This window comes from Iningainema tapete BLCC-T55, from assembly GCF_014698965.1.
Lineage (GTDB): Bacteria > Cyanobacteriota > Cyanobacteriia > Cyanobacteriales > Nostocaceae > Iningainema > Iningainema tapete.
This window is the reverse complement of record NZ_JACXAE010000110.1, coordinates 1-24267: the sequence shown is the minus strand read 5'-3', so window position 1 is coordinate 24267 and position 24267 is coordinate 1. Positions and strand designations below refer to the sequence as shown.

Annotated in this window: 22 protein-coding genes and 2 tRNA genes; 6 read left to right on the top strand and 18 right to left on the bottom strand. The window is 39.2% G+C overall.

Going from position 1 to position 24267, the window contains the following annotated elements; all coding sequences use genetic code 11:
- Positions 1–43 precede the first annotated feature (43 nt).
- The 6 genes from ICL16_RS36225 to ICL16_RS36200 all read right to left on the bottom strand — a co-directional run bounded on the left by ICL16_RS36225 (position 44) and on the right by ICL16_RS36200 (position 7296).
- The gene (locus ICL16_RS36225) at positions 44–886 is read right to left on the bottom strand and encodes a 2OG-Fe(II) oxygenase family protein (RefSeq protein ID WP_190836425.1); all 843 of its coding nucleotides are present in this window, start codon (positions 884–886) and stop codon (positions 44–46) included.
- A gap of 47 nt (positions 887–933) precedes the next feature.
- The gene (locus tag ICL16_RS36220; RefSeq protein ID WP_238361110.1) at positions 934–2022 is read right to left on the bottom strand and encodes a hypothetical protein; all 1089 of its coding nucleotides are present in this window, start codon (positions 2020–2022) and stop codon (positions 934–936) included.
- 58 nt (positions 2023–2080) lie between these two features.
- Positions 2081–3541 carry an MBOAT family O-acyltransferase gene (locus tag ICL16_RS36215; RefSeq protein WP_190836423.1) on the bottom strand — a complete coding sequence of 487 codons (1461 nt, stop codon included), beginning with the start codon at positions 3539–3541 and terminating at the stop codon, positions 2081–2083.
- Positions 3542–3625: 84 nt separating this feature from the next.
- Complete coding sequence (locus ICL16_RS36210; RefSeq protein ID WP_190836422.1) at positions 3626–5131, bottom strand: glycosyltransferase family protein; 1506 nt, start codon at positions 5129–5131, stop codon at positions 3626–3628.
- 35 nt (positions 5132–5166) lie between these two features.
- Positions 5167–6021, bottom strand: a complete 855-nt coding sequence (locus ICL16_RS36205; RefSeq protein WP_238361109.1) for a motility associated factor glycosyltransferase family protein — start codon at positions 6019–6021, stop codon at positions 5167–5169.
- 6 nt (positions 6022–6027) lie between these two features.
- On the bottom strand, positions 6028–7296 hold the full coding sequence (locus tag ICL16_RS36200; protein WP_190836420.1) for an ABC transporter ATP-binding protein: 1269 nt from the start codon (positions 7294–7296) through the stop codon (positions 6028–6030).
- 465 nt (positions 7297–7761) lie between these two features.
- On the opposite strand from ICL16_RS36200, the gene ICL16_RS36195 reads away from it, so the two are divergent.
- The gene (locus ICL16_RS36195; protein WP_190836419.1) at positions 7762–9771 is read left to right on the top strand and encodes an AbfB domain-containing protein; all 2010 of its coding nucleotides are present in this window, start codon (positions 7762–7764) and stop codon (positions 9769–9771) included.
- Between the two features lie 25 nt (positions 9772–9796).
- Here ICL16_RS36195 and ICL16_RS36190 read toward each other — a convergent pair whose 3' ends face one another.
- From ICL16_RS36190 to murA, 10 genes are all read right to left on the bottom strand, one after another.
- Entirely contained in the window at positions 9797–11515 is a 1719-nt protein-coding gene (locus tag ICL16_RS36190; protein WP_190836418.1) for a hypothetical protein, read from the bottom strand.
- A gap of 90 nt (positions 11516–11605) precedes the next feature.
- A complete protein-coding gene (locus ICL16_RS36185) occupies positions 11606–13480 on the bottom strand; it encodes a GtrA family protein (RefSeq protein ID WP_190836417.1) in 1875 nt (624 codons plus the stop codon).
- 27 nt (positions 13481–13507) lie between these two features.
- Positions 13508–14233, bottom strand: coding sequence for a 3-deoxy-manno-octulosonate cytidylyltransferase (gene kdsB / locus ICL16_RS36180; protein ID WP_190836416.1), 726 nt, complete (start codon positions 14231–14233; stop codon positions 13508–13510).
- Between the two features lie 109 nt (positions 14234–14342).
- On the bottom strand, positions 14343–15332 hold the full coding sequence (locus ICL16_RS36175) for a KpsF/GutQ family sugar-phosphate isomerase (RefSeq protein WP_190836415.1): 990 nt from the start codon (positions 15330–15332) through the stop codon (positions 14343–14345).
- A gap of 43 nt (positions 15333–15375) precedes the next feature.
- Positions 15376–16185 (bottom strand): ABC transporter permease, encoded by an 810-nt coding sequence (locus ICL16_RS36170; RefSeq protein WP_420485324.1) that lies wholly within the window; start codon positions 16183–16185, stop codon positions 15376–15378.
- Between the two features lie 195 nt (positions 16186–16380).
- Positions 16381–17193, bottom strand: coding sequence for a WecB/TagA/CpsF family glycosyltransferase (locus ICL16_RS36165; protein WP_190836413.1), 813 nt, complete (start codon positions 17191–17193; stop codon positions 16381–16383).
- A gap of 669 nt (positions 17194–17862) precedes the next feature.
- The gene (locus ICL16_RS36160; RefSeq protein WP_190836412.1) at positions 17863–18060 is read right to left on the bottom strand and encodes a hypothetical protein; all 198 of its coding nucleotides are present in this window, start codon (positions 18058–18060) and stop codon (positions 17863–17865) included.
- A 278-nt stretch (positions 18061–18338) separates the two neighbouring features.
- Positions 18339–18423: transfer RNA gene (locus ICL16_RS36155), tRNA-Leu, on the bottom strand.
- Complete coding sequence (locus ICL16_RS36150; RefSeq protein ID WP_190836411.1) at positions 18402–19271, bottom strand: M48 family metallopeptidase; 870 nt, start codon at positions 19269–19271, stop codon at positions 18402–18404. The genes ICL16_RS36155 and ICL16_RS36150 overlap by 22 nt, the downstream gene beginning before the upstream one ends.
- Before the next feature lie 125 nt (positions 19272–19396).
- Complete coding sequence (gene murA / locus ICL16_RS36145; RefSeq protein WP_190836410.1) at positions 19397–20758, bottom strand: UDP-N-acetylglucosamine 1-carboxyvinyltransferase; 1362 nt, start codon at positions 20756–20758, stop codon at positions 19397–19399.
- 174 nt (positions 20759–20932) lie between these two features.
- Here murA and ICL16_RS36140 point away from each other — a divergent pair.
- Both ICL16_RS36140 and ICL16_RS36135 read left to right on the top strand, forming a co-directional pair.
- A tRNA-Leu gene (locus ICL16_RS36140) sits at positions 20933–21014 on the top strand.
- 40 nt (positions 21015–21054) lie between these two features.
- Entirely contained in the window at positions 21055–21843 is a 789-nt protein-coding gene (locus ICL16_RS36135) for a TrmH family RNA methyltransferase (RefSeq protein ID WP_190836409.1), read from the top strand.
- A gap of 59 nt (positions 21844–21902) precedes the next feature.
- Here ICL16_RS36135 and ICL16_RS36130 read toward each other — a convergent pair whose 3' ends face one another.
- The gene (locus ICL16_RS36130) at positions 21903–22142 is read right to left on the bottom strand and encodes a hypothetical protein (RefSeq protein ID WP_190836408.1); all 240 of its coding nucleotides are present in this window, start codon (positions 22140–22142) and stop codon (positions 21903–21905) included.
- Between the two features lie 8 nt (positions 22143–22150).
- Positions 22151–22408, bottom strand: a complete 258-nt coding sequence (locus tag ICL16_RS36125; protein ID WP_238361108.1) for an acyl-CoA thioesterase — start codon at positions 22406–22408, stop codon at positions 22151–22153.
- Between the two features lie 188 nt (positions 22409–22596).
- Between ICL16_RS36125 and ICL16_RS36120 the strand changes: the two genes are divergently transcribed.
- The 3 genes from ICL16_RS36120 (at position 22597) to ICL16_RS36110 (ending at position 24219) form a co-directional block, all read left to right on the top strand.
- A complete protein-coding gene (locus ICL16_RS36120; RefSeq protein WP_190836407.1) occupies positions 22597–22749 on the top strand; it encodes a hypothetical protein in 153 nt (50 codons plus the stop codon).
- Position 22750: 1 nt separating this feature from the next.
- Positions 22751–23077: an S-layer protein gene (locus ICL16_RS36115; RefSeq protein WP_190836406.1), complete on the top strand. Its 327-nt coding sequence runs from the start codon at positions 22751–22753 to the stop codon at positions 23075–23077.
- A gap of 131 nt (positions 23078–23208) precedes the next feature.
- Positions 23209–24219 carry a peroxidase family protein gene (locus tag ICL16_RS36110; protein WP_190836405.1) on the top strand — a complete coding sequence of 337 codons (1011 nt, stop codon included), beginning with the start codon at positions 23209–23211 and terminating at the stop codon, positions 24217–24219.
- Positions 24220–24267: the final 48 nt, after the last annotated feature.

Here is a 24267-nt window from a genome sequence, read left to right as displayed (position 1 = left end):
TTTTAGATAATCAGGCGGTAACAGAGATATGTTTTGCTTTTTCCTACCTTGAAGCCAAAGATAAAACTTTACTCATCTTGGCTGCGAGTTGATCTGTCCAACTTTTTCTTTCTTGATAAAATGTCCAATCGAATAAGTGTTGTTTAACCTCTCCAACTAAATTAAGAAAGCATCTGGGCGAATCAGTGACAGAGCGAACAGTAACACCATGTAAAGATTGTATGGAATTGAGGAACAAAACCAAGACATTGCTATCATACTTAACAGTCTTAACTAACTCAACGTATTTATCATCAATAAATTGGTTGTTAAAGCCGTAAGCTTTGCCATTTTTAAACTGGTAGATTTCTAAATCACCACCAGTAGATTGATCTTCTGGACGACGTAAATAATAAAGTCCCGCAAATAAAACTTGCCGACGATCCACATGAGCTTGTTTAATCAAAGATGGTTTACTAATTACAGGAGCATTTACACAAATTTGAGCATCAAGTAAGACATCGACGTTAGGAAATTCATCAACATACCTAATTCCAGATGTTAGGGTTTGAATAGATTGAATGTTTTGCTCAAAGTCAGGATATATTTGCTGAATATACTCCCCAAACAAACTGACAAATTGAGCAAAAAAAACTTGAGAAGTTTGAACTTTAACAAATTCCCGCCACAACTCACTAATTTGTGAGTTTGATAAAACTTTATGAGCAGAGTAGCTAAACCGTTCATTGCTAGAAAACTCTACACCTTCAGTAATTATGTTCAAAGGAGGAAATTCATCAATTAATCTAGAGCAGATTTCACTATCAAGAGCATCAGTGATAACTATATGTGGGAATGGTTCAGTAAATATATCACTTTTCTTAACATTAGCGAGTAAAGATTGCATCTTGATTATCCTCCTATTTTGTAATTAGCTTTTTTATGTAGTTGTAATTACTTCACACCCCCTACTTCTTGTAATAACTTCGCCAACTCAGAATTATCTTTCAACCAATTTTTTGCCTGAGAACGAATTTCCGCAAAATGAGTGTCAATATTTTCCGGCTTCATCAAATAACCAAAATCAGATGGCACAGTTTGCGTTTGAAAGTTAAGTAATCGATTCAGTACTAAGTTGCCAATTTCTCTGCGGTAATGAAAGGCATCTACATAGTTTTTCATGTTATTGCTAACTGGATCTATAGTGATGCTATTAAAGCCAGAAAAATCCCAGACAGGAATAATGTTCACAAGTCTACGCTTCGTTTCTTCAATTACTTTGATTTTGTCATTAAGAACATAGCCAGCCATAACACTAGCATGTAGAGGTGGCATAAATACTTTGACATCAATATTTCGTTCACGACATACTTCAATCACTTTCTTGAAATTATTAAATCGCTCATCTGAAAGTGTAATAATTTCTGGCAAATCTCTATTTAGAGAACTAATAAACCTGTAAATAGCTGGCTTACTATTAGTAAACCAATTTTCATTACGTTTACCATTAAAAGCATAAGGTTGAAAGTCAGAATTGTGCAAATTTGTGCCAATAGTTTTTAAACTAGCGAGAAAAGCATTCATGGAAAAAGTTACATTGAACATATCATGATAAGAGCGTTTATTAGTCAATAACCGCTGCTCATCATAATCAACCCTATTTGGTCTATACTGATCGAATATAAATGCATCAATACCAATAATCACTTGCTTAAGCTCAGGCTGGTTGTAGAGCGTGTGTTCAAAATAACGCATTAGCTCGTACATATTTACAGCAGGTAATGCAGAATTATAAGCAGGTTGTAAGTTAGCTAAACCGGGATGATTTGGCTCTAAACTATAATCAGTTGTAGAAGTACCTAAAAAAATTGTTTTTGGCTTAATCCGAATAATATCTGCTGCCTTAAATAATCTGGGGTAATCTTCTCTTTCCGTTTTGAATTTATTTAAACCTGCAATAGCTGGACTACCCATGAATCCAAAAGGATCGATCATAAGGTTCAGTCCAGCAATAAATAAACAACTGCACAAAACAATTGTCAAAACTGAAAACAAGAAGCGTTTATACTTAACGGTTGAAATTGTCATGGTAGTACAATGGTTAGAACTGAAAATAAAGGAAGACAGAAACACGATTTAGACTCAACAAGCAAAGAGTAGCTATACAACCAAGAAATGTAGCCCACCACAAATTAAATTTTATTTTTTGCAATACCTGTTGTGAATTTGGAAGAAGAGTAACCCACAATAACAATCCAATTAAAACTGTTAATATCCATCCAAAGCTCACTGCTAAACGTGGTAATTCTCCATTCATATTAGCGCCAAATTTATCCATCCATTCTTGGTAAGGTTGATAGCTAGGATGCATGATAAATCCTTTCACACCAGTCATTGCTATCAACATTGCGATCGCATCTTTAATTGATGCGGCTCGAAATATTACCCAACCAACTACTACTGCAACAAACGTCATCGTCCACGATAACAGCTTGGGCAAAGGTATCTGTAGTTTACGCCACCAGTGGTTAATTACCAGTAAAGTTCCGTGTAGCGCACCCCATATCACAAATGTCCAACCTGCTCCATGCCATAAACCACCCAGTAACATAGTTAGCCAGAGATTAATATATTGTCTAGTCTTTCCTCGACGGTTACCACCTAAAGGGATATATAAGTAATCACGTAGAAAGTTAGAAAGGCTAATATGCCAGCGCCGCCAAAACTCAATGACAGATATAGACTTGTAAGGGGAATCAAAGTTTATCGGTAAGTGAATATTCAGCATTAATCCCAAACCTACTGCCATATCCGAGTATCCGGAGAAGTCAAAGTATAGTTGGAACGTATAACCCAACGCACCTACCCACGCTTCTAAACAACTGAGTGTATCAGCAGCTCTGAACAGAGGATCTACCCACTGCGACACAGGATCGGCAATTAACAACTTTTTCCCCAGCCCCATCACAAATAAGGATAAACCTAAAGCCATATTCTTAGGTGAAAAAACGAAATTGCGCAGATTTTCAAACTGGGGAATTACATCCTTATGATGTAAAATTGGACCGGCAATTAAGTGAGGAAAAAATGTAACTAATAAGCAGTAGGTGAGAAAACTATACTCTTTTGTTTCGCCTCGGTAAGCATCTACTAAATATGCTGATTGGGTAAATGTGTAAAAGGAAATTCCAATCGGTAGCACAATTTCAGAAATACCCAGATTAAGTCCCGTTACCTTATCTATGGCTCCGAGAAAAAAGTTAGCATATTTGTAATATCCCAACAGTCCAAAATTAACTAAAAGTCCTATCCACAGAAAAGTTTTGGCTTTTTTACTTCCTTGCTTGGCATTAGTTATAAAAGTACTGATTTGATAGTTAAATAAAATAGAAATCAGTAATAACGGTAGATATACAATAGTCCACTGAGCATAAAAAACTAACGAAGCTAATACTAACCAACCTATCGCTAACTTAATTAAACGATATTTAGCAATAGAAAAAAATCCGAAAAGAGTGATAGGGAGAAAAACAAAGATAAAAGCATATGAATTAAAAAGCATACTCCAGCCTCAAATGTAAATAGGTAATAAATTTGCTGATCCCTTGAGAAACCCGGTTTCTTCAAGAAACCGGGTTTCTCAAATTCATCCGCTTTTCGCATACTCATACCTGAAAATATTACGCAAAGCTATATACATCAAAAAACACAAAAATATTAGAGGAAGCGCTCTAATTATGAGCGGCAATTTAGTACCATTATAATTCAACCAAATATTAATAGTATTACTTACATATTCAATTTGTCCAGGGTAAATTTTTGCTTTTTCAGGTACTGGTGAATTTGTAATTATCCGCATCAAATTTTCTAAACCTGCTCTCAGCATATCAACTGATTGACTATTCCAAAATCCCCAAACAAACTCGCGATCGTCAAATGTTTTATTTTGAATTGCATAATCTATTCTAACCAACCAGTTAGACATCATAGAAGAAATAGCTAGAGCAAAACCAAAAGTACCTAAAACAATGGCAATTAACCGGAAAAATACTTTCTTGATAATCAAGTCGATGTGAGATGCAAAAGGAATAAACAAGATAGGTAATATGATGATAAAATAACGTGGTCCCCATCCCCACGCACCATACCAACTTCTCATTTTTCCATGTAACAACAGCCATAATATAAATATTGACAATATATATATAGCTTCATACCTATAGCTTTTATAGAATCTGTGAAAAAGTATGAGAGATAAAAGTAGTAAAGGTGCATAAACAAATATACTTTTACCTGGACTCAGTAAATACCCTAATACTCCAACCAAAAGATTGCCATCTAAACCGTTGTTAATTACGTACTGTGGTGTTTGTACTGGAGAAAGATAAAACACACCAGTTCTGATCTGGTTATACCAAAACTGCCAGATTATAAAAGGTATCAAAGTTAGTGTTGCAATACCAACTCTTTTAAATTTAAGTAAAAAAGTTCCTCTAATTGTGATTACGTATATTAATGAAAGAAAAATTGCAATTATTATTGATAACCTGGTAATGAATCCAAAACCTAAGAAAATAAAAGCACTAACTAAAAATAAATTGTTTTTATTCAAACGGAAGTTAAATAAGAAAAATATAGATAAAGTTAAAAGTGTAGAACAAAGAACGCCATCAAATAAATTACGCGAGTAAGTCCAGAAAAAAGTAGTAAATACTAGGCACAAAGTTGCCAAGAAGCAGGAGGCAATTGGCAGAAAAAATCTAGTTTGTAATATAGCAAAAAAGGTGGTGGCACAAACTGCGGAATAAAAACCAGCTTGAAAAGAAACTATAAAATCTTTGATTCTAGTTATGCCTTTAGTGGTAAAAAGTGATAAAACTTTTTCTATGAAAATATTAATAGCTGTTGTGGGTAGTAAGAAGAGTGTGTTGCCTATTTCATGTGAAGCATAGTATTTACCATTGGGTGCTAATGTAAAAACTGAGTCTGGCGGTACAGAATCAAAGTCTAATCTTCCATATTTGATAATTTGTTCTGCTAAGAGGTAATGATATCTACCTTCTGATAAATCTATGCCATTATTTGTTAAAGCAAATAATGCCCAGAAAAAAATGAATACACTCAAGTATAGTTGATTTTTTTGTTTGAACATAAGTATTTTTTACTCAAGTCTAATTTTATTCAAGCTTACTTTCCTTCTACTTTTTGCCTTTCTTCGAGTAACAATATTTTTTTGATTGTCTTTTTTATTTGTTGTAGGTAATATCTTCTGTAATCCAGCTTTGGAGTTATATCCGGCTTACTAGCAATGTATTTAGGTTGATTAGTTTCTGTACAAATACGCTCAAAGTCTTTTTCAGGATGGGCAAGGCTGAGAAATGGCGTTAAACTGACAAGGTTTATTCCGCGATCGCGCAAAACTGGACGCATTTCTGCCAAGCCTTCATAATATTCTCTGTAGCGCTCTTCTGGAGATGCATCTCTCCATCTTGTATGTTGTTGATGCGCATGATGGTTATCTAACAGAGCGCAGTTATCACAACCTATTAATATGATGTTTTTGGCTCCCATATTAGCAGCTAAATTTACCCCTGATTGGGCAATAGAAGTCCAGAGATACAATTTATTATCTGTAGGTTTGCGCACCCACTCTAGTATCCGCCCTGCGTCAGAAGGTTTGTTTGGTGGTTGTGTATTAGAGCGTCCTTCTGTCTCAAAGAAATAGAAGTTTTCTTCAGCATATTTAAATTGCTCAGGAGAAACTAAACCTTTAGTTTTGTTGTATTTTGTCACCCAGGTGATTTCTGGTTTTGGCTTTTCGTCAGGTAAAAACTCAGGAATGCTTAACTCAGGATGAATAGTTATGCTATAACGAACAGGAACTGTTTTCCATGCCATGTTTAAGCCGATAGTAATTTTGTTTTCGAGTAGAGATATGGGAAAAACTCTCAAACTCGTACCTGTGCCAATAACATATATATCGCTATTAGGATGAACATTATAAAGCTGGGAAACACACTTTACCATAATTTCACTATCCATGATCAATTAATATGTTTGTGCTGAACTTTCCGCCTTCCAGATTCTTGGTTGATAGAATAAACATTGGCTCATGCTACCAAGTCCCTCAACCATAAATTCAAAGGATACAACAGTATCAAGTAATATGTAATTACCTTCAAATACGTGAATATCCATTACATATGCACCTGGTTTTAAGCCCAGGTAAGGCATTTCTATCAGCATGTCGTTTTCCCCTAGTGAAAGCTGGAGTGGTTCGCGATCGTGGAGAGTACTGATGACTAAAATTTTGTCTCCTTCTCCTACCTGCTCTCTAAAACTAAGAGTAATGTTGACTCCATTCATTTTTTTGTGAACAAAGCAACCTACACAAACTTCGACAAACTCTCCACTAATAGGACTAATTTTATTACCATACCGATCTCTAAAGAAGACAGAAGTAATATCCAAACCAGTGCTATCTTGCTCAAGTTTTTTCTGTAGGCAAATTTCCCCTGCTGTTTTTGCTCCTCCTTGTTGAAATAAATCATTTTCATACTTACGTGTCACCGCAACTGCATCTCCCGCTGCAATCACTTCTCCTTGGGAAAGGTAAACTGCTGATTCACATTTGGAGAGGATTGAATTTGAACTGTGAGATACTAATATGAAGGCAACTCCTTGCTCTCGCAATTGAGCTAGTTTTCGGTAACATTTGGCTCTAAATTTGATGTCTCCGACGGCTAGTACTTCATCAATCAGTAGGATATCTGGTTGGGTATGAATGGCACAAGCAAAGCCTAATCGTGCTGCCATCCCAGAACTATAACTCTGTACTGGTGCTTCAATTGCATCTGCGATTTCTGCAAAATCGACAACTTCAGCAAATCGCTCGTTTATTTCTTGGTTAGATAAACCTAAAATTGACATGTTGGCATAAATGTTTTCCCTACCTGTCAAAATAGGATTAAATCCAGCACCCAATGCAATCAGTGGTGCTACTCGACCATAAACTTCAACAAATCCAGTATCTGGTTTAATCAAACCAGATATGATCCTTAGCAGTGTGGATTTACCACTGCCATTCTTCCCCACTAAGCCTAGTGCTTCTCCCCGTCGCACCTGAAAAGTAACATCCTTCAACGCCCAAAACTCCTTTGGACGCAAATTTTCACTTTTGTTACGGATCGCTAACACTTCAGCGGCAATATCTTGAAGTCCATAGAAGAGCGATCGCTTCAAATCTCGACAAAACTTCTTCGATACCCCATTCACTGAGAGAACAATTTCATCTGGAATTTCTTGTGCAGTCATCATGCTCGCTCTTTTTCTCTCCCCGATGAATAAATAACTTGTTTACTCTCACTGTAGAAACTGGTTTCAAAGTGCGATCGCAGCTTACAAATCGCATCACAGTGATTTACTTGACTAGACACATCTTCTGACATCAGTATCCGTGTCAGGAATAATTTGTCGGAATTGGTTTTTACTTCATGAAAGTTTTACAGATTGAGGGGATATGTAAAATTTTTAACTTAAAAAAATCAAAATTAATCGCTCGAACCATATAATCCGTTGCATCTTACAAGTTTTTCGATACAACAGCCTTCTTCATCAAATTTGCATACTGAGAGTAATTTTTTTATTTATCTTTGTTCTCAATTTTATGAAGTTTAGTTCAAGACAGTTAGTTAATACTGCTTTTGTATTAATAATACTTTCTATAGATGTCACATCAATCTTATTATTTCTTTTGGAGGTTTTTTTTTGTTAACTTTTCTGATGAGAACTTATAACTTACGTAAAATCCTCAAATTCAGTACTATAGCGGTTGTCATAGCTACAATTATCACTACCGCAAGCGTAGTAACTGCCCAAGTCTCCAATCCAAATCAGGGTGGGATGTGGTCGCAAATATACAACTGGCCTGTATATGGAGTGCATTTGGCTCTGATGCCAGACGAAAAAGTACTCGTTTGGGATAGCACAAAAGATGATGCACCAACTTTTAACGCTACAACCAACACCTCAATTTGGGACCCTATTACCAATCAACACACCCGCATCTCAAACGCTCCTCTGGCAGGGCAAGAGTTATTTTGCTCTCCACATACTCATCTAGCTGATGGTAATTTGTTGATTGTCACTGGAACTGTAGGTGAAGGAGATCCAGTCGCAGTCATCTTTGACAATGGATTGAAAAGATGGGTTCGCCAGCCAACTTTAATTTTTCCTCGCTACTACCCCAGTACTACATCGCTGCCCAACGGTGGGGTGTTAGTGTCTGGTGGCGGATATCCAGACAGAATTGGTGACATACCCGAAAGTTTTGAATCAGGTAATTGGCGCTTATTAACTGGTGCGCGGATTCCCTTTGGAGATGCACCAAGAGGTTTCATCGACAATACAACATACTTCCCCTGGACACAGCCAGCACCTAACGGTCAGGTATTCTATGCAGGACCAGAAAACACACTACGTTACATAGATACAAATGGGGCAGGTGGAATGCAAACTGTCGGTCAACGGGGCGACAACGCCTTTCGCGACTACGGTAGTTACGCAATGTATGACATCGGCAAGATACTAGTGGTAGGTGGTGGTTCTGCACTCAACAGTACCTATGTCATCGACATAAATAATTGGTCACCTTCAGTAACGCAAAGTGGTTCGCTGACTTTTGGACGACGGCAGCAGAATTTGACTATCTTGGCTGATGGTCAAGTGCTAGTAACAGGAGGCAATTCAAATCCTAATGGTCGAGATGGACAACCAGGATCTCAGTTCGACATCAACACCGCAGTATATGCAGCAGAAATTTGGAACCCCGCAACTGGTCAGTGGAGGGTTCTATCAAGTATGGCTAGATCGCGCCAATATCACTCCACAGCCTTATTGTTGCCAGATGCTCGAGTAGTCGTTGCTGGAGGTATTTGTACTCCATGTCAAAGCGAACAAAATGCTGAGATCTTCTCACCACCATATCTATTCAACTCGGATGGCTCACCTGCTACACGTCCAGATATTACTTATGCGCCAGCCACTCTCGGCTATAGTCAACAATTTAGCGTCACATTGTCGCAAACAAGTAATATAGTTAAAGCGCACCTAATCAAACTCGGTTCGGTGACACATGCAACTAACTTTGACCAGCGTTTGGTTCCTCTCTCATTCTCTCAGGCAGGTACAACACTCAACATCACTGCACCTGCAAATAATAATATTGCGCCTCCTGGTCACTATATGCTCTTTGTTGTTAACAGCAATGGTGTACCCTCTGTAGCTAAAACTATCCAAGTAGGGGGAAATCCTCTACCTGTGCCACCACCCCCAACTGTACAAATTCCATTCAATCAGCAGCAGTCAATCCAGTCCTTTGACAATCCGAACAACTACATACGCCACATCAACTTTTTGGGCTACACTAACTCAGTCAATAGTGGCAGTTCAACTATGGAAAAGAATGATGCTACATTCAAGATTGTACCTGGTCTAGCTAATGGACAGTGTGTCTCGTTTGAGTCCAAGAACTTTCCTGGCAACTTCCTACGCCACGTCAACTATCGTGTTCAACTTCAGGCGAATCAGAACTCAGATTTGTATAGGAAAGATGCAACTTTCTGCCCAGAGCCTGGTTTAGCTGATGCATCTTCAGTCTCGTTCCGTTCATTTAACCTTTCTACACGCTATCTTCGTCATCGTAACAATGAGTTGTGGCTTGATTCACATAGTGCAGATTCTGTCTATAAAAGCAATGCTACATTTAAATTTGTAGCTCCTTGGAGTCCATGAAATTAGTAGAGACGCGATCGCGTCTCTACTTCTTGAAAAAATAAGCATAGCAATCAGTATTCCCAATTCTTTGCCAACCTGTTGCCATTACAGATTTTGGCATCGTCCACCCTATTTGTTGGACAATAACTTTTACCCCTGTTTTCTTTATAGCTTGGATAACTTCAGATTGAGTAGCAGTTTTTTCTTGCCAAAACTTTTCCGGATTAAAAACTTCAGTCGTAATTTGAACTCCTGCTAATCTAGCCCAATAAGTATTTTTATCATCATGTCCCAAAACTGCAACTTTATCTCCAGGTTTTACTCCTAACCTATTTAAATCTTGAGCAATATTCCAATAGGTATGTTCTGTTCCTTTCAATACAGTTTTCAAGTCTTTTGATATATGATAACCAAGATTACTACTTGTACTTACTAAAGCAATTATAGTTAAAGTTATTAACATTTTTTTTGATTGCTGTGAATTGAGGAGATATACATTTGTAAATACTCCAGCAAATAGCACAACTATAAAGGGAGCAATATACCTAGTTGCAATAAATGAATTGGATAAATCAATGCCAATCATATAAAAACCCAGTCCTCCCATTGCTACAGCAAGTAAGCTCCAACCTCTTACCAAATCTTTTAATGCAGTTTTTATATGACTACTGACAAAAACTAATATCACATAACATATAATTAGAGGAAATATAAATAACTGATAATATAAATGAGCGTTTTTTAGCAAAACTTTTATTTGCTGTTTTAATTTAAATTTAAGTTCAACACCTTCAAACCAATATGATGGTTCATACCAAAAAGGAGACGAATTTTTCAGGTTAGTTTTAAACTCATAAATTAGAAAATTATTGGAAATTGTTTGCGGAGGATGTTTAGGAATACCGCTATCTAGTTCTTTTCCTTGCCAAAATCTATCCACGTCAATGTTTTTACTTACATACCATACATAATTTAACTTCCCTGTATCACCAAATGTTAGTCGCCCTTTTGCTAGAGAAATTGCTGTGACAAAGGGGAGAGCTATAATCATAAAAGCAAGAATTGCTGCTAAAACCTTTGGAAATATTCTTCTAATATTTTCTCCTGTAAACATAGCTACTATAAAAAATACAAAAGCTAGGGGAAACATCACAGATTTTGATAAATACCCAAATCCTAAAACTATACCTAAAATAATGAAAATAGACCATCTTACTGGTTGAATATGTAATTGCAGTAAAATACCAGCAGCGAGATAGACAAGGGCAGATGTAGCCATATCTGGAGCATCCAGATTAACACCTATCCACACAAGAGATGACCAGAGAAATAGAGTATAGCCTATGACTGTCCAAACCCATTCAGGGATTTCAAGAGTTTTTTTGGCAAAAGGATGATAGTTTCCTTTTTGATGATATAGTATTAGTTGTCTGAGAAAAAATTCAAAACATATAATTGCGAAAATTAAATTACATAAATTAACTAGCTTAACAGCAAGAAATTCCCAATATGGCGTTATATTAAAAGTAGATATTGTTAAACCTAAAAGCCAGGAGTAAAAAGGACTCCAGTAAGCATTAATTGCCGCATTCCAATCTCCCCTGAAATAAGCATCACCAATATCTAAATAGGAAACAGCATCTGCTGATGATAAGTTAAAACGGTTAGACCATGCTTGCAGAATACCTATTAATATAGTAATCAGCCAAAATATAGATTTTAATAGGTAAATATTTTTAGTAAGATAGTTAAAGAATTTCATGAAAATTATTCCTCCTAAAAATTTAAGGAACGGGCAAGAGGCCCATTCCACAAGAAAACAAAATTCATTCCGCAAATATGCGACGCCCTACTAGGTGTTTTGCCGAATTGTATTTTGATTATGAGAGGCAAAGGAATATAACTTATGACCTGTAAAGCTGAGAAGAGCAACGCAAGCAGCACTACATAAACGTGCAGTAGTAGCATCCCAACGAAGATCGTTGCTTAAAAGTTGTAAAAGTCCTAAGTTAGCAAGTAAGCTGTTGAGAGCAACAGCAGCAAAGACGATATACTGCATCAGCCAGTTCCCCCAGTAAACGCCAAACACGTAGCGCCGCGAGAGCCAAAAGTTGGTGCTTAAGCCGAGAAAATAACTAACACACAATGCTGAAACTGACCACCAGCCAGACTTAACGAGGGCAGAGAAAACGAAAACATCAATGACAGTTGCAGCCCCACCCGTGAAGATATAACTGCCAAACTCTTTTAAGATTCTGCGTGTTTGTTGTCTGCGAGAAGATTTTGTCCGTTTAGTAGCTGTAGTCTTGACATCAGCCTTGGCTTCTTCTTGATATTCACTATCAGAATTTACTGCCCACAGGTCGTGCTTACCAGGTTCTAAGACATTCTCAGCTGCCAAAATTCCCATTAATAAGCTGTGGTCTTGGTTATTGTATTTGAATGCGCCATACCGCCCAACTAGTTGCAGATTGGCAAATTTCTGGAGATAGCTTTGAATTTCTGCTAAAGCTTGTTTGTAGTTACCTGCATAAATTGGGTAAGTGCGAGGTAAGCGGACAATAAATCCTCCAGAAACTTCTTCATTATGCAGCAGACCAATTTTTCTCAGGTCATGTTGTGCTTGAGCTACAAGTTCTGCTTCCGATCGCTGCCACATTGGTTCACCAATGTTACACCAGTATTCACAGCACAAGGGTGTTTGATGTGAATTTGGGAGCAATTCTTTAGACCAGTTAGCAAAATTAGTTACTCGCCCTACCTCTACTCTTGGATCGTTGATATAGAGCCAGTTATCTGGGAATAAGTTACTGCCTTCAACGATTAGATAAACTAGGACAGTATTTCTAAACTTGAGTGATTTAGCTGCTTCAACTACTTTTCTTGGTGGCGACTCTAGTTGCTGCACCAATTGACTAATGGGAATAGAAGAAATTACGCCACCGCAATCAACCGTTTGCTCTTCTCCTGTTTGGCGATTTCTCAAGGTAATTTGATTTACCTGAAAGTTGTGCTCGTGTACCTGTACAACTTCTGTATTTAAGAGAACAGGTTGGTTATTACTTATCAGGTAGTCACTAATTTTTTCATAAAGTTGCCCTGAGCCTAAGCGAGGGAACTGAAACTGATCGATCAGTGTTTTGACTTTACCATCATTCCCAACCAGAGCATTACGAATTGCCTTCATCAGGGACAAGCCCTTAATCCGTTGCGCAGCCCAATCGGCACTAATTTCAGTACAAGGAATGCCCCAAAGTTTTTCAGTATAACCCTCAAAAAATATCTCAAACAGCCGCTTACCAAACTTGTCTGTTACCCACTCAGCAAAGTTTTTCGGACTTTGATTAGGAAATAATCTAGCTTTGATGTAAGAGGTAATGATTTGACAACTTTCAATCACACCAAGAGCAAGTAAACTTTCTGAAGCCTTAAGAGGATAACTGAAGTATTTACCACCGTAGTAAATACGTGTGAGGCGATTAACTGTTACTTGATCTTTTCCCAATACTTCATTCCAAAGTTTCAGTACTGGAGCAATTTTCGTGAAGAAGCGGTGTGGACCGTAGTCAAGAATAAAACCTTGGTATTCAAAACTTTTAGCTAATCCACCTACTGTTGAGTCTCTTTCTACGACTACTACAGATTGACCTTGCTTAGTGAGGATATAAGCTGCGGCTAAACCGGCAGGTCCCCCACCAAGAATGTAAATTGGGTTGGTTTTATTCATGTTAGGCAAATACCTTTGTGGTGTACATCATAAAGAAAGTAATAATTTACTTTGAGCTAAATCTTCGGGAGTGTTAATTTCTAACACTGCCTTTTCGGTGAGACAGACTCGAATAGTAAATCCGTGTTCTAACACTCTTAATTGCTCTAAACCTTCACACTGTTCTAGAGGTGTAGATGATAGTTGAGCATATTTTGCTAAGAAATCTTGACGAAAAGCGTAGAGTCCCAGATGATGATATACAGGAGCAACGACAGTATTGCGGTAGTAGGGAATAGGCGATCGCGAGAAGTAAAGTGCATGATTATGAAGATTGCACAGTACTTTCACAACGTTGGGGTCATCATACCCTGTCTTGTGATCTAGAGGGCAAGCAAGGGTAGTCATATCTGGTAACTCACCTTGCAAATAGGGAGTAATCAGTTGAGTCAACATGTCAGCCGTGACAAAAGGCTGATCTCCCTGGACATTAACAACCACAGACATTTCTGAATACCGTGTCGCCACCTCCGCCACTCTGTCAGTACCTGTTTGATGATTGCTGTGAGTCATCTCCACTACGCCGCCAAACTCTCGCACACAGTTAGCAACTAATTCACTATCAGTAGCAACAACCACTTTGGTGAAATCAGGACATCGACTAGCTGCTTCGTAAACACATTGCACCATTGGACGAGTGCCAATCTTCACCAAAGGCTTACCAGGAAAACGCTGAGAATTGTATCTAGCGGGAATTACTGCCAAAATTTTCACAAAAAACTCCTCACAATGTTAGCCAAAATAAAAATTTTTACAGAAGCGATTAATCGCGTCTCTACTCCTGAATGCTGTACAGAAGCGATTAATCGCGTCTCTCCTGACATCACAAACCTTTGCGAAAAATATCGTGTAACTGAATCAATCCCATACAGCGCTTTTGCTCATCCACAACTGGTAAAACAGAAATTTGGGAAGGGCGATTTTCCATTAATTTGAGAGCATCGTAAGCTAGTACTTCTGGGGTAACACTTACTGGATTAGTAGTCATAATTGTGGCAGCATTTAAACTTTCCAACTGAGCAGGAGGAGTTTTCTGTACCCATCGACGCAAATCTCCGTCAGTAATTAGTCCCACCAACAACCCTTCCTCAACAATATTCACTGCTCCCACACCACCAGTGCTAATGGCAGTTACTACTTCAATCCAAGAAGCTTGAGGTGTGAGAGAGGGACTATCTGGAAATTTACGCATTAAATCTCTCACCTTCAACGTTAAACGCTTGCCCAATCTTCCCGCAGGATGATTAAAAGCAAAATCCTCAGGAGTGATACCTCGCATCTGCATGACTGTCATTGCCAAAGCATCTCCAATTGCCAAAGCTACCGTAGTGCTAGTAGTGGGAGCTAGATTCAGAGGACAAGCTTCACGGTCAACTGTAGCATCTAGAACTACATCTACTTGAAGAGCCAAAGTAGAGTGGAGATTGCCTAAAATTGCAATCATTGGTACTCTTCTGTGCTTCAAATGAGGAATCATCTCAATTAATTCCTCTGTTTCACCGCTATTGCTTAACAACATTGCCACATCACGAGATGTCACAATCCCTAAATCGCCGTGCAAAGCATCACAAGGGTGTAAATTAACAGACACAATACCAATACTGTTAAGAGTAGCAGCAATTTTTTGGGCAACAATTCCCGACTTGCCAACTCCTGTTAAGACAACCTTTCCCTGACAATTTGCTAGCAGTTGTAATGCATGTTCTACTTGATCTATTTGTAATCTTTCAGCAGCTTGACTAATAGCTTTAGCTTCTAGCTTAAGGAGTTCGACAGTTTGATTAACTGGAATTGTAGTAACAAGTGAATTCATTTTTTATGTCTCTATTAAAAAATATAGAAAAAACCTTTACATATTAAGAACTCATTCTTTCTACTACATAAGGAATCGCTAGGCGATAAATTACCCAAGCAACCAGTATTCCCACAATCGCTATTAAACTAACTACCCAAAATCCCTGAGCATTAGAAAGGATACCTGTTGTTGCCAACTCCCGTGTTGTTACCAAAAGTGGCGTTACAGGATTAAACTTGACAATACTACCAAATATACCCTCACTGGGAACTGGATATACAACTGGAGTTAGAAACAGCCAAAATCCAGTCAGTAAGGTAATACCCATAGCAAAGTCATTGTAAAGAGCGCCGATAGGAGCTAGCAGCATACCTAAAAATGTACCGAGCAACACTAAATGAATTAGCGCTACTGGTGCGAGAATTGCGTTCCAAGTGACTGGCACTTTAAACCAAATAAACAAACCGAAAATTAGTATGAGCTTGATGCCAAAGTTAAAGAATACTTCACCGAGTTTGGCAATAATTAGAGCTTCACGCGGAAAATTAATTCTCGACAACATCGGTTTTGCAGATGTTACTGCTTGAATCGGACCATTCAAAGCTTCTACAAAGGTTTGCCATAGAGTCATACTAAAAGTAACATAAGCAGGATAAGGTAAGTCTGTCGCATTGATATTAACAACTCCACTTCCCTTCGCGAGGGTAAAACCAGCTGCCATAATTACCGCTGGAGCAAAAGCCCAAAAAATTCCTAAAAATGATTGACGGTATTTAGCACTGATATCTCTAACCAATAGACGCCAAGCTAAGTCTCTTGAAGCTAATAAATCTCGCCCCATATCCTTAAGTAATTGCAGCGGATGCTTCATGTGACTCTCAGGTCGATGCACAATCCGCTCTCTTCTTACTTTTGGTGGTATAAAGTCGCGATCGCGTCGAGAATTTTGTTGGCTGTTATTGATCATGCTTTTGTCACACTAGTCTAATTATCTTGATTTATCGTGCTTTATTGCAAGTTGTTTTCTACCCCAGTCTTTGCCCCACATTACCCTGTCATGGCTTTACTAATCTCTCCATCCTAAATATCGTTCGCGAATATGAAGTGGAGTACCAACAGCATGAGATGTTAACAGTTGTTTCAAAGCCAGCCAAATAAAGGGTGGAATAGTCTGCGCATAGCGACGCCAAAGCCGACGGGGTTCTTGAATAAAGCGATAAAGCCATTCAAGACCTAAGTTTCGCACTATACGAGGAGCTCTCTTCTGTATTCCTGCGTATACAGGAAAAACTCCTCCTATACCAATCATTACCGCCTGAATTTTACCTTGATGTTCAGCCATCCAACTTTCTTGTTTTGGGCATCCTAAGGATACCAACACTAAACCTGCTCCACTACTGTTAATTCTCCTAATCAAAGCTTCATCTTCATCTGGTGTGAGAGGGCGAAATGGTAAAGGCTCCATAGCAGCAATTTTCAGATGAGGAAATTCTTCTCCTATCCTCTTTCTCATTCGAGAAAGAATTTCTGTTTGAGAACCTACAAAAAAAACACTGATATCCATTGTTTGGGCGAACTGACACAAGGCTTGGAAAATATCCATCCCCGCAACACGATCTTGTTGATGTGCGCCCAAAAGCCTCATCATCCAGACAAGAGGCATCCCATCAGGAGTCACAAGGTCAGCATTTTTCAATACATTAGCAAACTCTGGATTCCAGTAAGCCTCCATGAGCATATGTACATTGGCTACACATACAGTCCTACTTTCTTTTGCTTTTGCCCATTTCAGTATTGTCTGTATCTGTTCGTCAAAGCGTAAGGCAGTAATCGGAAAATCAAGCACTCTTTGATTAGGTAGAAAAACTCTTCCTACCATATTTCACTCCTTGTGTTCCACAAAAATCAACTCACCAACTAACCCATTCCCAGTTAGGTTGTACCTTCGTTGCTGTTTTCTCAAGGTCTGGGGCATGGTTTAGTTAACACATGGAGATGCAATCAGTATTAAAGTATATTTTCGGCTTCCCTGGTAATAATTTAGTCAATATATCCTGTATAACAATTTACACTTAAATCAATTCTCTGTCAGTTGATTTTAAATAAACTTCATAATTATTTTATGTTATCTTTTTACTTTGTTCATTTCCTGGCTACATTAGTAGTAAGTAATAGAAAAATTAATATTTCTCGTCTTAAAATAAATAAACAGTAAAGCAAAGTTATCTATAGCTACAAGGCTTAACTTCAAAGCCATTCTATCAATCCAAGGAGTGTTCTTTGACTATAAGTCTATGGGCGTATATTTTCTGTAAGTACCATCATTGTAGACTTCTCATCACAATTACTTTATTTATAAACCGTTTTTGTACAGCTACTGATTTTATTTGTGAGGATATGTTCAAGATTTTTTTGCATCTATGTATTTTTAATTAAATGTAATTTATAATACTATTTTTTTAGTAATTAATCAAACATACAGTACCATTATAATTTTGATACCTTGGTTATCTAGCTTTCTAGATAAACTGCCGAATAGGCAAATTATTCACAAAAAAATTAGGGGGAAGATTAATTTATCTCCCCCCTTTTGATTACCTTTGTTATTGTCTTTTTGATTATCTTCTTTGAGTCGTTTCCGCAATACCTGTTGTTGTTTCTTGAGTTGTCTCTGTCTTGCTGAACCGCCTCTTCCTTTATCATTCCTACCTTCTCGGCGAGGAGACTCCCATCGCTTTAATCGCATAACTTCTACACCCTATTTAACTTGTTGACTATATAGATTTTAACTTATATTAAGTTAATTGTCAAATTAAACTATCTCAACCCCTCCCTAACCCTCCCCTTTATAAGGGGAGGGCTGGGTGGGGTAATATACCTCACTCAGACGAAAAGCGCTGTAAATGAACTGCCTACTATTTATAACTATTCACAAAGTCTTAATCTTTTTCCGGAATAAACCAAAAAAATGTAGAGATGGGCAAAAAAAATGTAGAGACGCGACATGTCGCGTCTCTACAGTAATGGGCGAGGAGAGAATCGAACTCTCATGCCTTTTGAGGGCGGCAGATTTTGAGTCTGCTGCGTCTACCAGTTTCGCCACCCGCCCGAGGTTGCTTCCCCATTATACACTATTTTTGCCGAATGCAACAAGTTTTGATATTCTTTACTACTTGCCCAACGATCAATTTCTCGCGCCCGTAGCACAGGAACTGGATGAGTTAACTGGGCTGTGCGTGCATTTTTAACCATTTCACCTAGTTCTGTTTTGCTGATTTCATCGTAAGCACGAGCTTGAGCAATAAAAGCATCTAGGTTAAGTTGTGGTGCGATGGTGGGTGAGCCACCAGCAAGTTTCATCAATACTGACATCACAACTTTGGGGTTTTGGGTTGCTAATAACGCCGCGCGATCGCACGTAAACTCAGCACAGCGTATCCATTCCAAAAGTTGAGCCTGCATTGCTTGAGCCAGAACTACTCCTACCGTAGGAACAACTGTTGCCGCTAAAATCAATAAATTTACTGGAGTCAAGTAAAGACTATGATCGCACTTCAGGTGTCCCAACTCATGAGCGATTACCGCCTGAGTTTCTTCTGGTGTGAGCATATCAATCAAAGAGGTATGCAACACAATGAAAGGCTGCTTACCTCGTAGAGCAAAAGTGTAAGCATTGGGAGCCGGATGCTGATGTACATACAGCTGGGGAGGCTCCATATCCAAAGTTTTGCAAGCTGACAACAACAGTTCGTGTAACTGTGGTAGTTGATTTTCACCTACCAAGATGCTAGATGCAATATTTTCCACATAGAAAACCTGCTCTGCTACTGGTCCCAATAGATTCCGTACCATCATATCTAAACCCGGAATTTGCTTGAGAGCTTTGGTAGCCTCTAAATCTAGGGGATGACGAAAAGAGTCGGCTTTAAGACCAATTAGCTTCGTGGAAGGAGACATGACAAAAAGCACTGCATCAAGTGAAAGAACTTTGGGGAATAAGGCTAGTCAAATAACTAGCTATCCCCAACTATTATATATGTTTCTCAGTTCACAAGTCCTGAATCCTGAGTAAGAACTGACTCCTATTTCACAGAGCTAAGAACGGCATCACTATCTGTCGAAGACAAACGTTGTATTTTCGCTCCTAACTTCTGTAACTTGATATCGAGTTGATCGTAGCCGCGATCAAGGTGACGCAATCCTTGGATTGTGGTTTTTCCGGATGCCGCCAGCCCAGCCAAAACTAATGCTGCTGCTGCGCGTAAATCTGTGGCTAAAACTGGTGCACCTGATAAAATCGGTACTCCCTTCACAAAAGCCGCATTACCTTTAACGCGAATGTCTGCCCCCAAACGATTTAATTCAGAGGCATGACGTAGACGATTCTCAAATACAGATTCGTTAATGATGCTGTCTCCCTCAGCTAGAGCCAACAAAGCCATAAACGGCGCTTGCATATCTGTGGGAAAACCTGGATGGGGCAAGGTTTCAATATCCGTTGCTTTGAGGTTTTGCGTCTTGAGAATACGTAAGCAATCGGGAGCTTCTTCGATAATGCTCACCCCAATATCCCGTAATTTAGCAATTACTGGGATGAGATGATCCGGCACTACTGGTGACAAACTCAGTTCTGAGCGAGTAATTGCTCCTGCGACTAAAAACGTTCCCGTCTCAATGCGATCGGGAATAATGCTGTATTCAGTAGAATGTAACTTGGAGACACCTTGAATTGTAATTGTACTTGTGCCTGCACCCCGAATTTGTGCGCCCATTGAGATACACAAGTTTGCCAGATCCACTACTTCTGGTTCGCGAGCGGCATTTTCGATGATCGTTTCGCCATCTGCTAGTGTAGCTGCCATCATCAATGTTTCTGTTGCTCCCACACTGGGGATGTCCAAGTAAATCTTGGCTCCTTTTAATCGGCGGCTATTACCAGGTATGTAGGCATTACAAATACCATGCTCAATTTGTACTTCAGCGCCCATCGCTTGTAATCCCCGTACATGGAGATCTACCGGTCTTGCCCCGATCGCACAACCTCCTGGTAGAGGCATTTGCGCTATTCCCAGTCGAGCCAGTATTGCTCCAATCGCAAAAAAACTTGCCCTGAGTTGGGTTACTAGTTCGTAGGGCGCTTTTGATGATGTTAGTTCACTGGCATTGATTTCTAAAGTAGTGTCATCTCGCTTTAAGCGAACACCCAAAGCTGACAAAACTTGTCCCATGCGCTCCACGTCCGCTAGTTTCGGCACATTGTGAATGCGACAATCACCTGAACACAGCAAGGCTCCTGCCATAATTACCAGGGCTGAATTTTTTGCCCCGCTAATTTTCACATGACCTTGCAAACTTTGTCCACCCCATATTTGCAGGACTGAGGAGTCTGCTTGTGGTATGGCATCTGGTAAGCGAAGAGAAGGATTAATAAGGCTATCCTCCAAAACAACAGTATTTTTTATAAAGTTGGTTTCGATTCTACAGTAAACATTAGATTTTCTGCATTATTGCAGTATTATTATTTTTCCGCTAAGTTTTTGTTATCTACAAATCATGCCCTTGACAAAGTTCATTCGGTTGAGTAATAATTATAAACGGTGAATAAATTATTAACAAGAGCGGAACTGGCGGAATTGGCAGACGCGCTAGATTCAGGTTCTAGTGCCGCAAGGCTTCCGGGTTCAAGTCCCGGGTTCCGCATATCAATTTTGGATTTTAGATTAATCCAAAATTAAAAATCATGTTAACAAGTATACAAAATCCCCTAGTTAAGCAAATTCGCAAACTACATTCGTCAAAGGAAAGGCACAAGCAAGAATTATTCTTGGTGGAAGGAACTCACTTACTAGAAGAAGCTTGTGCAGTAAACTACCCACTAGTAGCAGTATGTTGTACACCCACATGGCAAACAAAATATCCGGGGATATGGGCAGAAGTTGTCAAAAACACCGAACGGATAGAAATTGTCAGTGAGGAAGTGTTGAAAGCGATCGCCACAACAGTTCAACCAGACGGTATAGTAGCGATAGCAAAAAGTCGTGACACAGGGGTTGTACCTTTAACTGGTTTGGTACTAGCTTTAGAAACAGTGCAAGACCCAGGTAATTTAGGTACAATAATCAGGACAGCAGCCGCAGCGGGAGCATCTGGATTATGGCTGAGTGAAGACAGTGTAGATTTAGAGAACCCAAAAGTGTTGCGTGCTTCTGCGGGACAGTGGTTTCGTTTACCAATAGCAGTAAGTCCAGATTTAAAAACCACAGTGCAAGCGGCAAGGCAAGCAGGAATGCAGGTAATAGCAACTGACAAAAGTGCTACTGTCACCCATTGGGAAATAGACTGGCGTAAACCAAGTTTAATTCTACTAGGTAATGAAGGTGCGGGATTGTCAGCTCAGTTAGAGGCGATCGCAGATGGAAAAGTCAAAATTCCCTTAAGTCCGGGTGTAGAATCATTGAATGTTGCTGTTACCGCCGCTGTAATTTTGTATGAAGCCCAAAGGCAAAGATTGGGAATGGCTAATGGTTAATAGTTAATGGCTAATAGTAGAGAATTCTGTGCAATTAGCAATCAGCAATTAGCAATTCCCTATTCCCCATGCCTCTTTTCCTGTTCTAAATACTGCTCAATATCAGCAACTGCTGCTTCAAAAGCCGCCAGATCAATGACCGATGATTCAACTACTTCGTCATCAATAGTACAATTACTTTCTAATGGCGTTTCTTCATCCTCAGTTGTACCCGTGTGGAACATATCCTCTAATTGATTTAGAGATTGAAGAAACTCATTCTTTGCAGCACGGCGCTGTTGTTGCTGATCTTGCTCCATCTTTCCTTTTAATCAGATTGTAAAAACCTCTCTAACAGTACACTGGGAATTGGACGTGGACGCATTGTAGACGCTTCCACCGTTACCAATAAATTATCTTGGTATCTAACGCGAATTTCGTAACATCGAACACGAGAACCGCGCATTTCCTTCAACCAAGTGGTGACTTCTAGTGTATCACCAGCTACTGCAGGACGTAAATAGTCGATTTCCACCCGCCGCATGACAAACACACCTCCCAGTTCCCGGTAAACATCTAATGGCAAGCGTTAAGAATTTTCTCAAAATAGGGAAATTTATGAGTGTAAACTCTTAAGTGGGTAAAAATAAAATTATAGAGTCAATAAATCTATTTTTGTAAACTTTTTTCTTGTGTAAGAAACGAGCTTAGGCGCATAAACTCGCTCTGATTGTGTTGATTTAAATCTGACTACTAAAAATTTGAGGGTTTACAATGGCAAGCCGTAATAATTTAGTGAATAACTTATGGCAGAAAGTACAACAAGATTCTGCAAGTTGGGGATCTTTAGTACTTTGGGTTTTTGCGTTGGTTATATTGTTAATGATCATGACAATGTATGCCAACACTATAGAAATACCCACTTAGCATGAATCTAAAAATTTTTGTTACAACAGTGCTGCTAACCACAGCTAGTACGTTAGCTCCTGTCAAAGCTCAAAACCCACCTACTCAAACCCCAACTACATCAAATCAAGTTCTCAATGCTTGTGTCCAAAATCGGGCTGAGACATTGCCCATACCTTTTAGCGATGTCTCACCCAACCATTGGGCTTTTAAAGCAGTTATGACTATGCACTACTGTGGTGCATTCCGCCAAGCTACTCCGCCTGCTTTATTTGAGCGGCTTCGACCAACCGAAAAACAGGAGTCAGGAGACAGGAGCCAAAATGAAGCATTAAAATTACGAATGTAAGTTTCTGTTTTAAGAAGATAGTACCCATGAGGGTGCTGTCAAGGCTACTTTGTTTACACCATACTACAAACATATCCAACGGAATTTTCTCCAATGGATATTCATTCTCAAAAATAATAAGGTAATGTAGTATGCGTAGACGTCATGGATTCCCGCCTCGTAAAGGTGAAAATCACCCCTGCGGTGAATTTGTCCCTACTGGAAAATTTGGCAGAATGTTTCCCAAACTGCCAGCTTTTACTCCCTCAGTGGAAAGTTTGACCGATCTGGGGAAAGCAATGAGTGAATCAACAGAGTCTCCTGAAGGGGATAATGAAAAAGTTCCTGCAGGATTCACCTATCTCGGTCAATTTGTAGATCATGACATCACCTTTGATACAACTGCTCTGCAAGAGATTATTGTTGATCCATTGGCGATCAGAAATTTTCGCACGCCGATGCTTGACTTAGATAGTATCTATGGTTCTGGACCTGATGCACAACCTTATCTATATCAACTTGAAGACCCAGATCTGTTTTTGATTGGAACAACGAACGAACAGCCAGGTGGTGGAGATCCCACAATTCCTACAAAACTACCCAACGACATCCCTCGTGCTTCAAGTACTTTAGGTATCATTGGTGATCCACGCAACGACGAAAACTTAATTGTTGCCCAAATGCATGTAGCATTCCTGAAGTTTCACAACAAGGTGGTTCAAGGTATCAGGGATGGCAGCATTAAACTAAATCATTCCACTGACAAGTCTGTTTTTGAACAAGCCAGAGAATTAGTGATTTGGCATTATCAGTGGATTGTACTTTTCGACTTTTTGGGTCGTATTATTGACAGAGAACAGCTAGAAATAGTACTCAAGGGCGGCAGGCGCTTTTTCCTATTTAAGGAACAGCCATTCATCCCTGTCGAGTTTTCCGTAGCTGCTTATCGTCTCGGTCACAGCATGGTGCGTGGGGTTTATGATTATAATCGGGTTTTCACTAACGTTCCCAGAGAAGTAGAAGGCAGAACTATACCTGCTGCTACTCTGCGACTGCTGTTTTTGTTCACTGCCAAATCTGGTGAGTTAGGCGATTTCGCTAACATTCCTATTCCTAGTGATTGGATCATTGACTGCAATACCTTTGCCAAATTACGAGGATGAAACAGCTGTAGAAACAGGGTGAATACGACCTAGAGAGCTAAGTCGGGC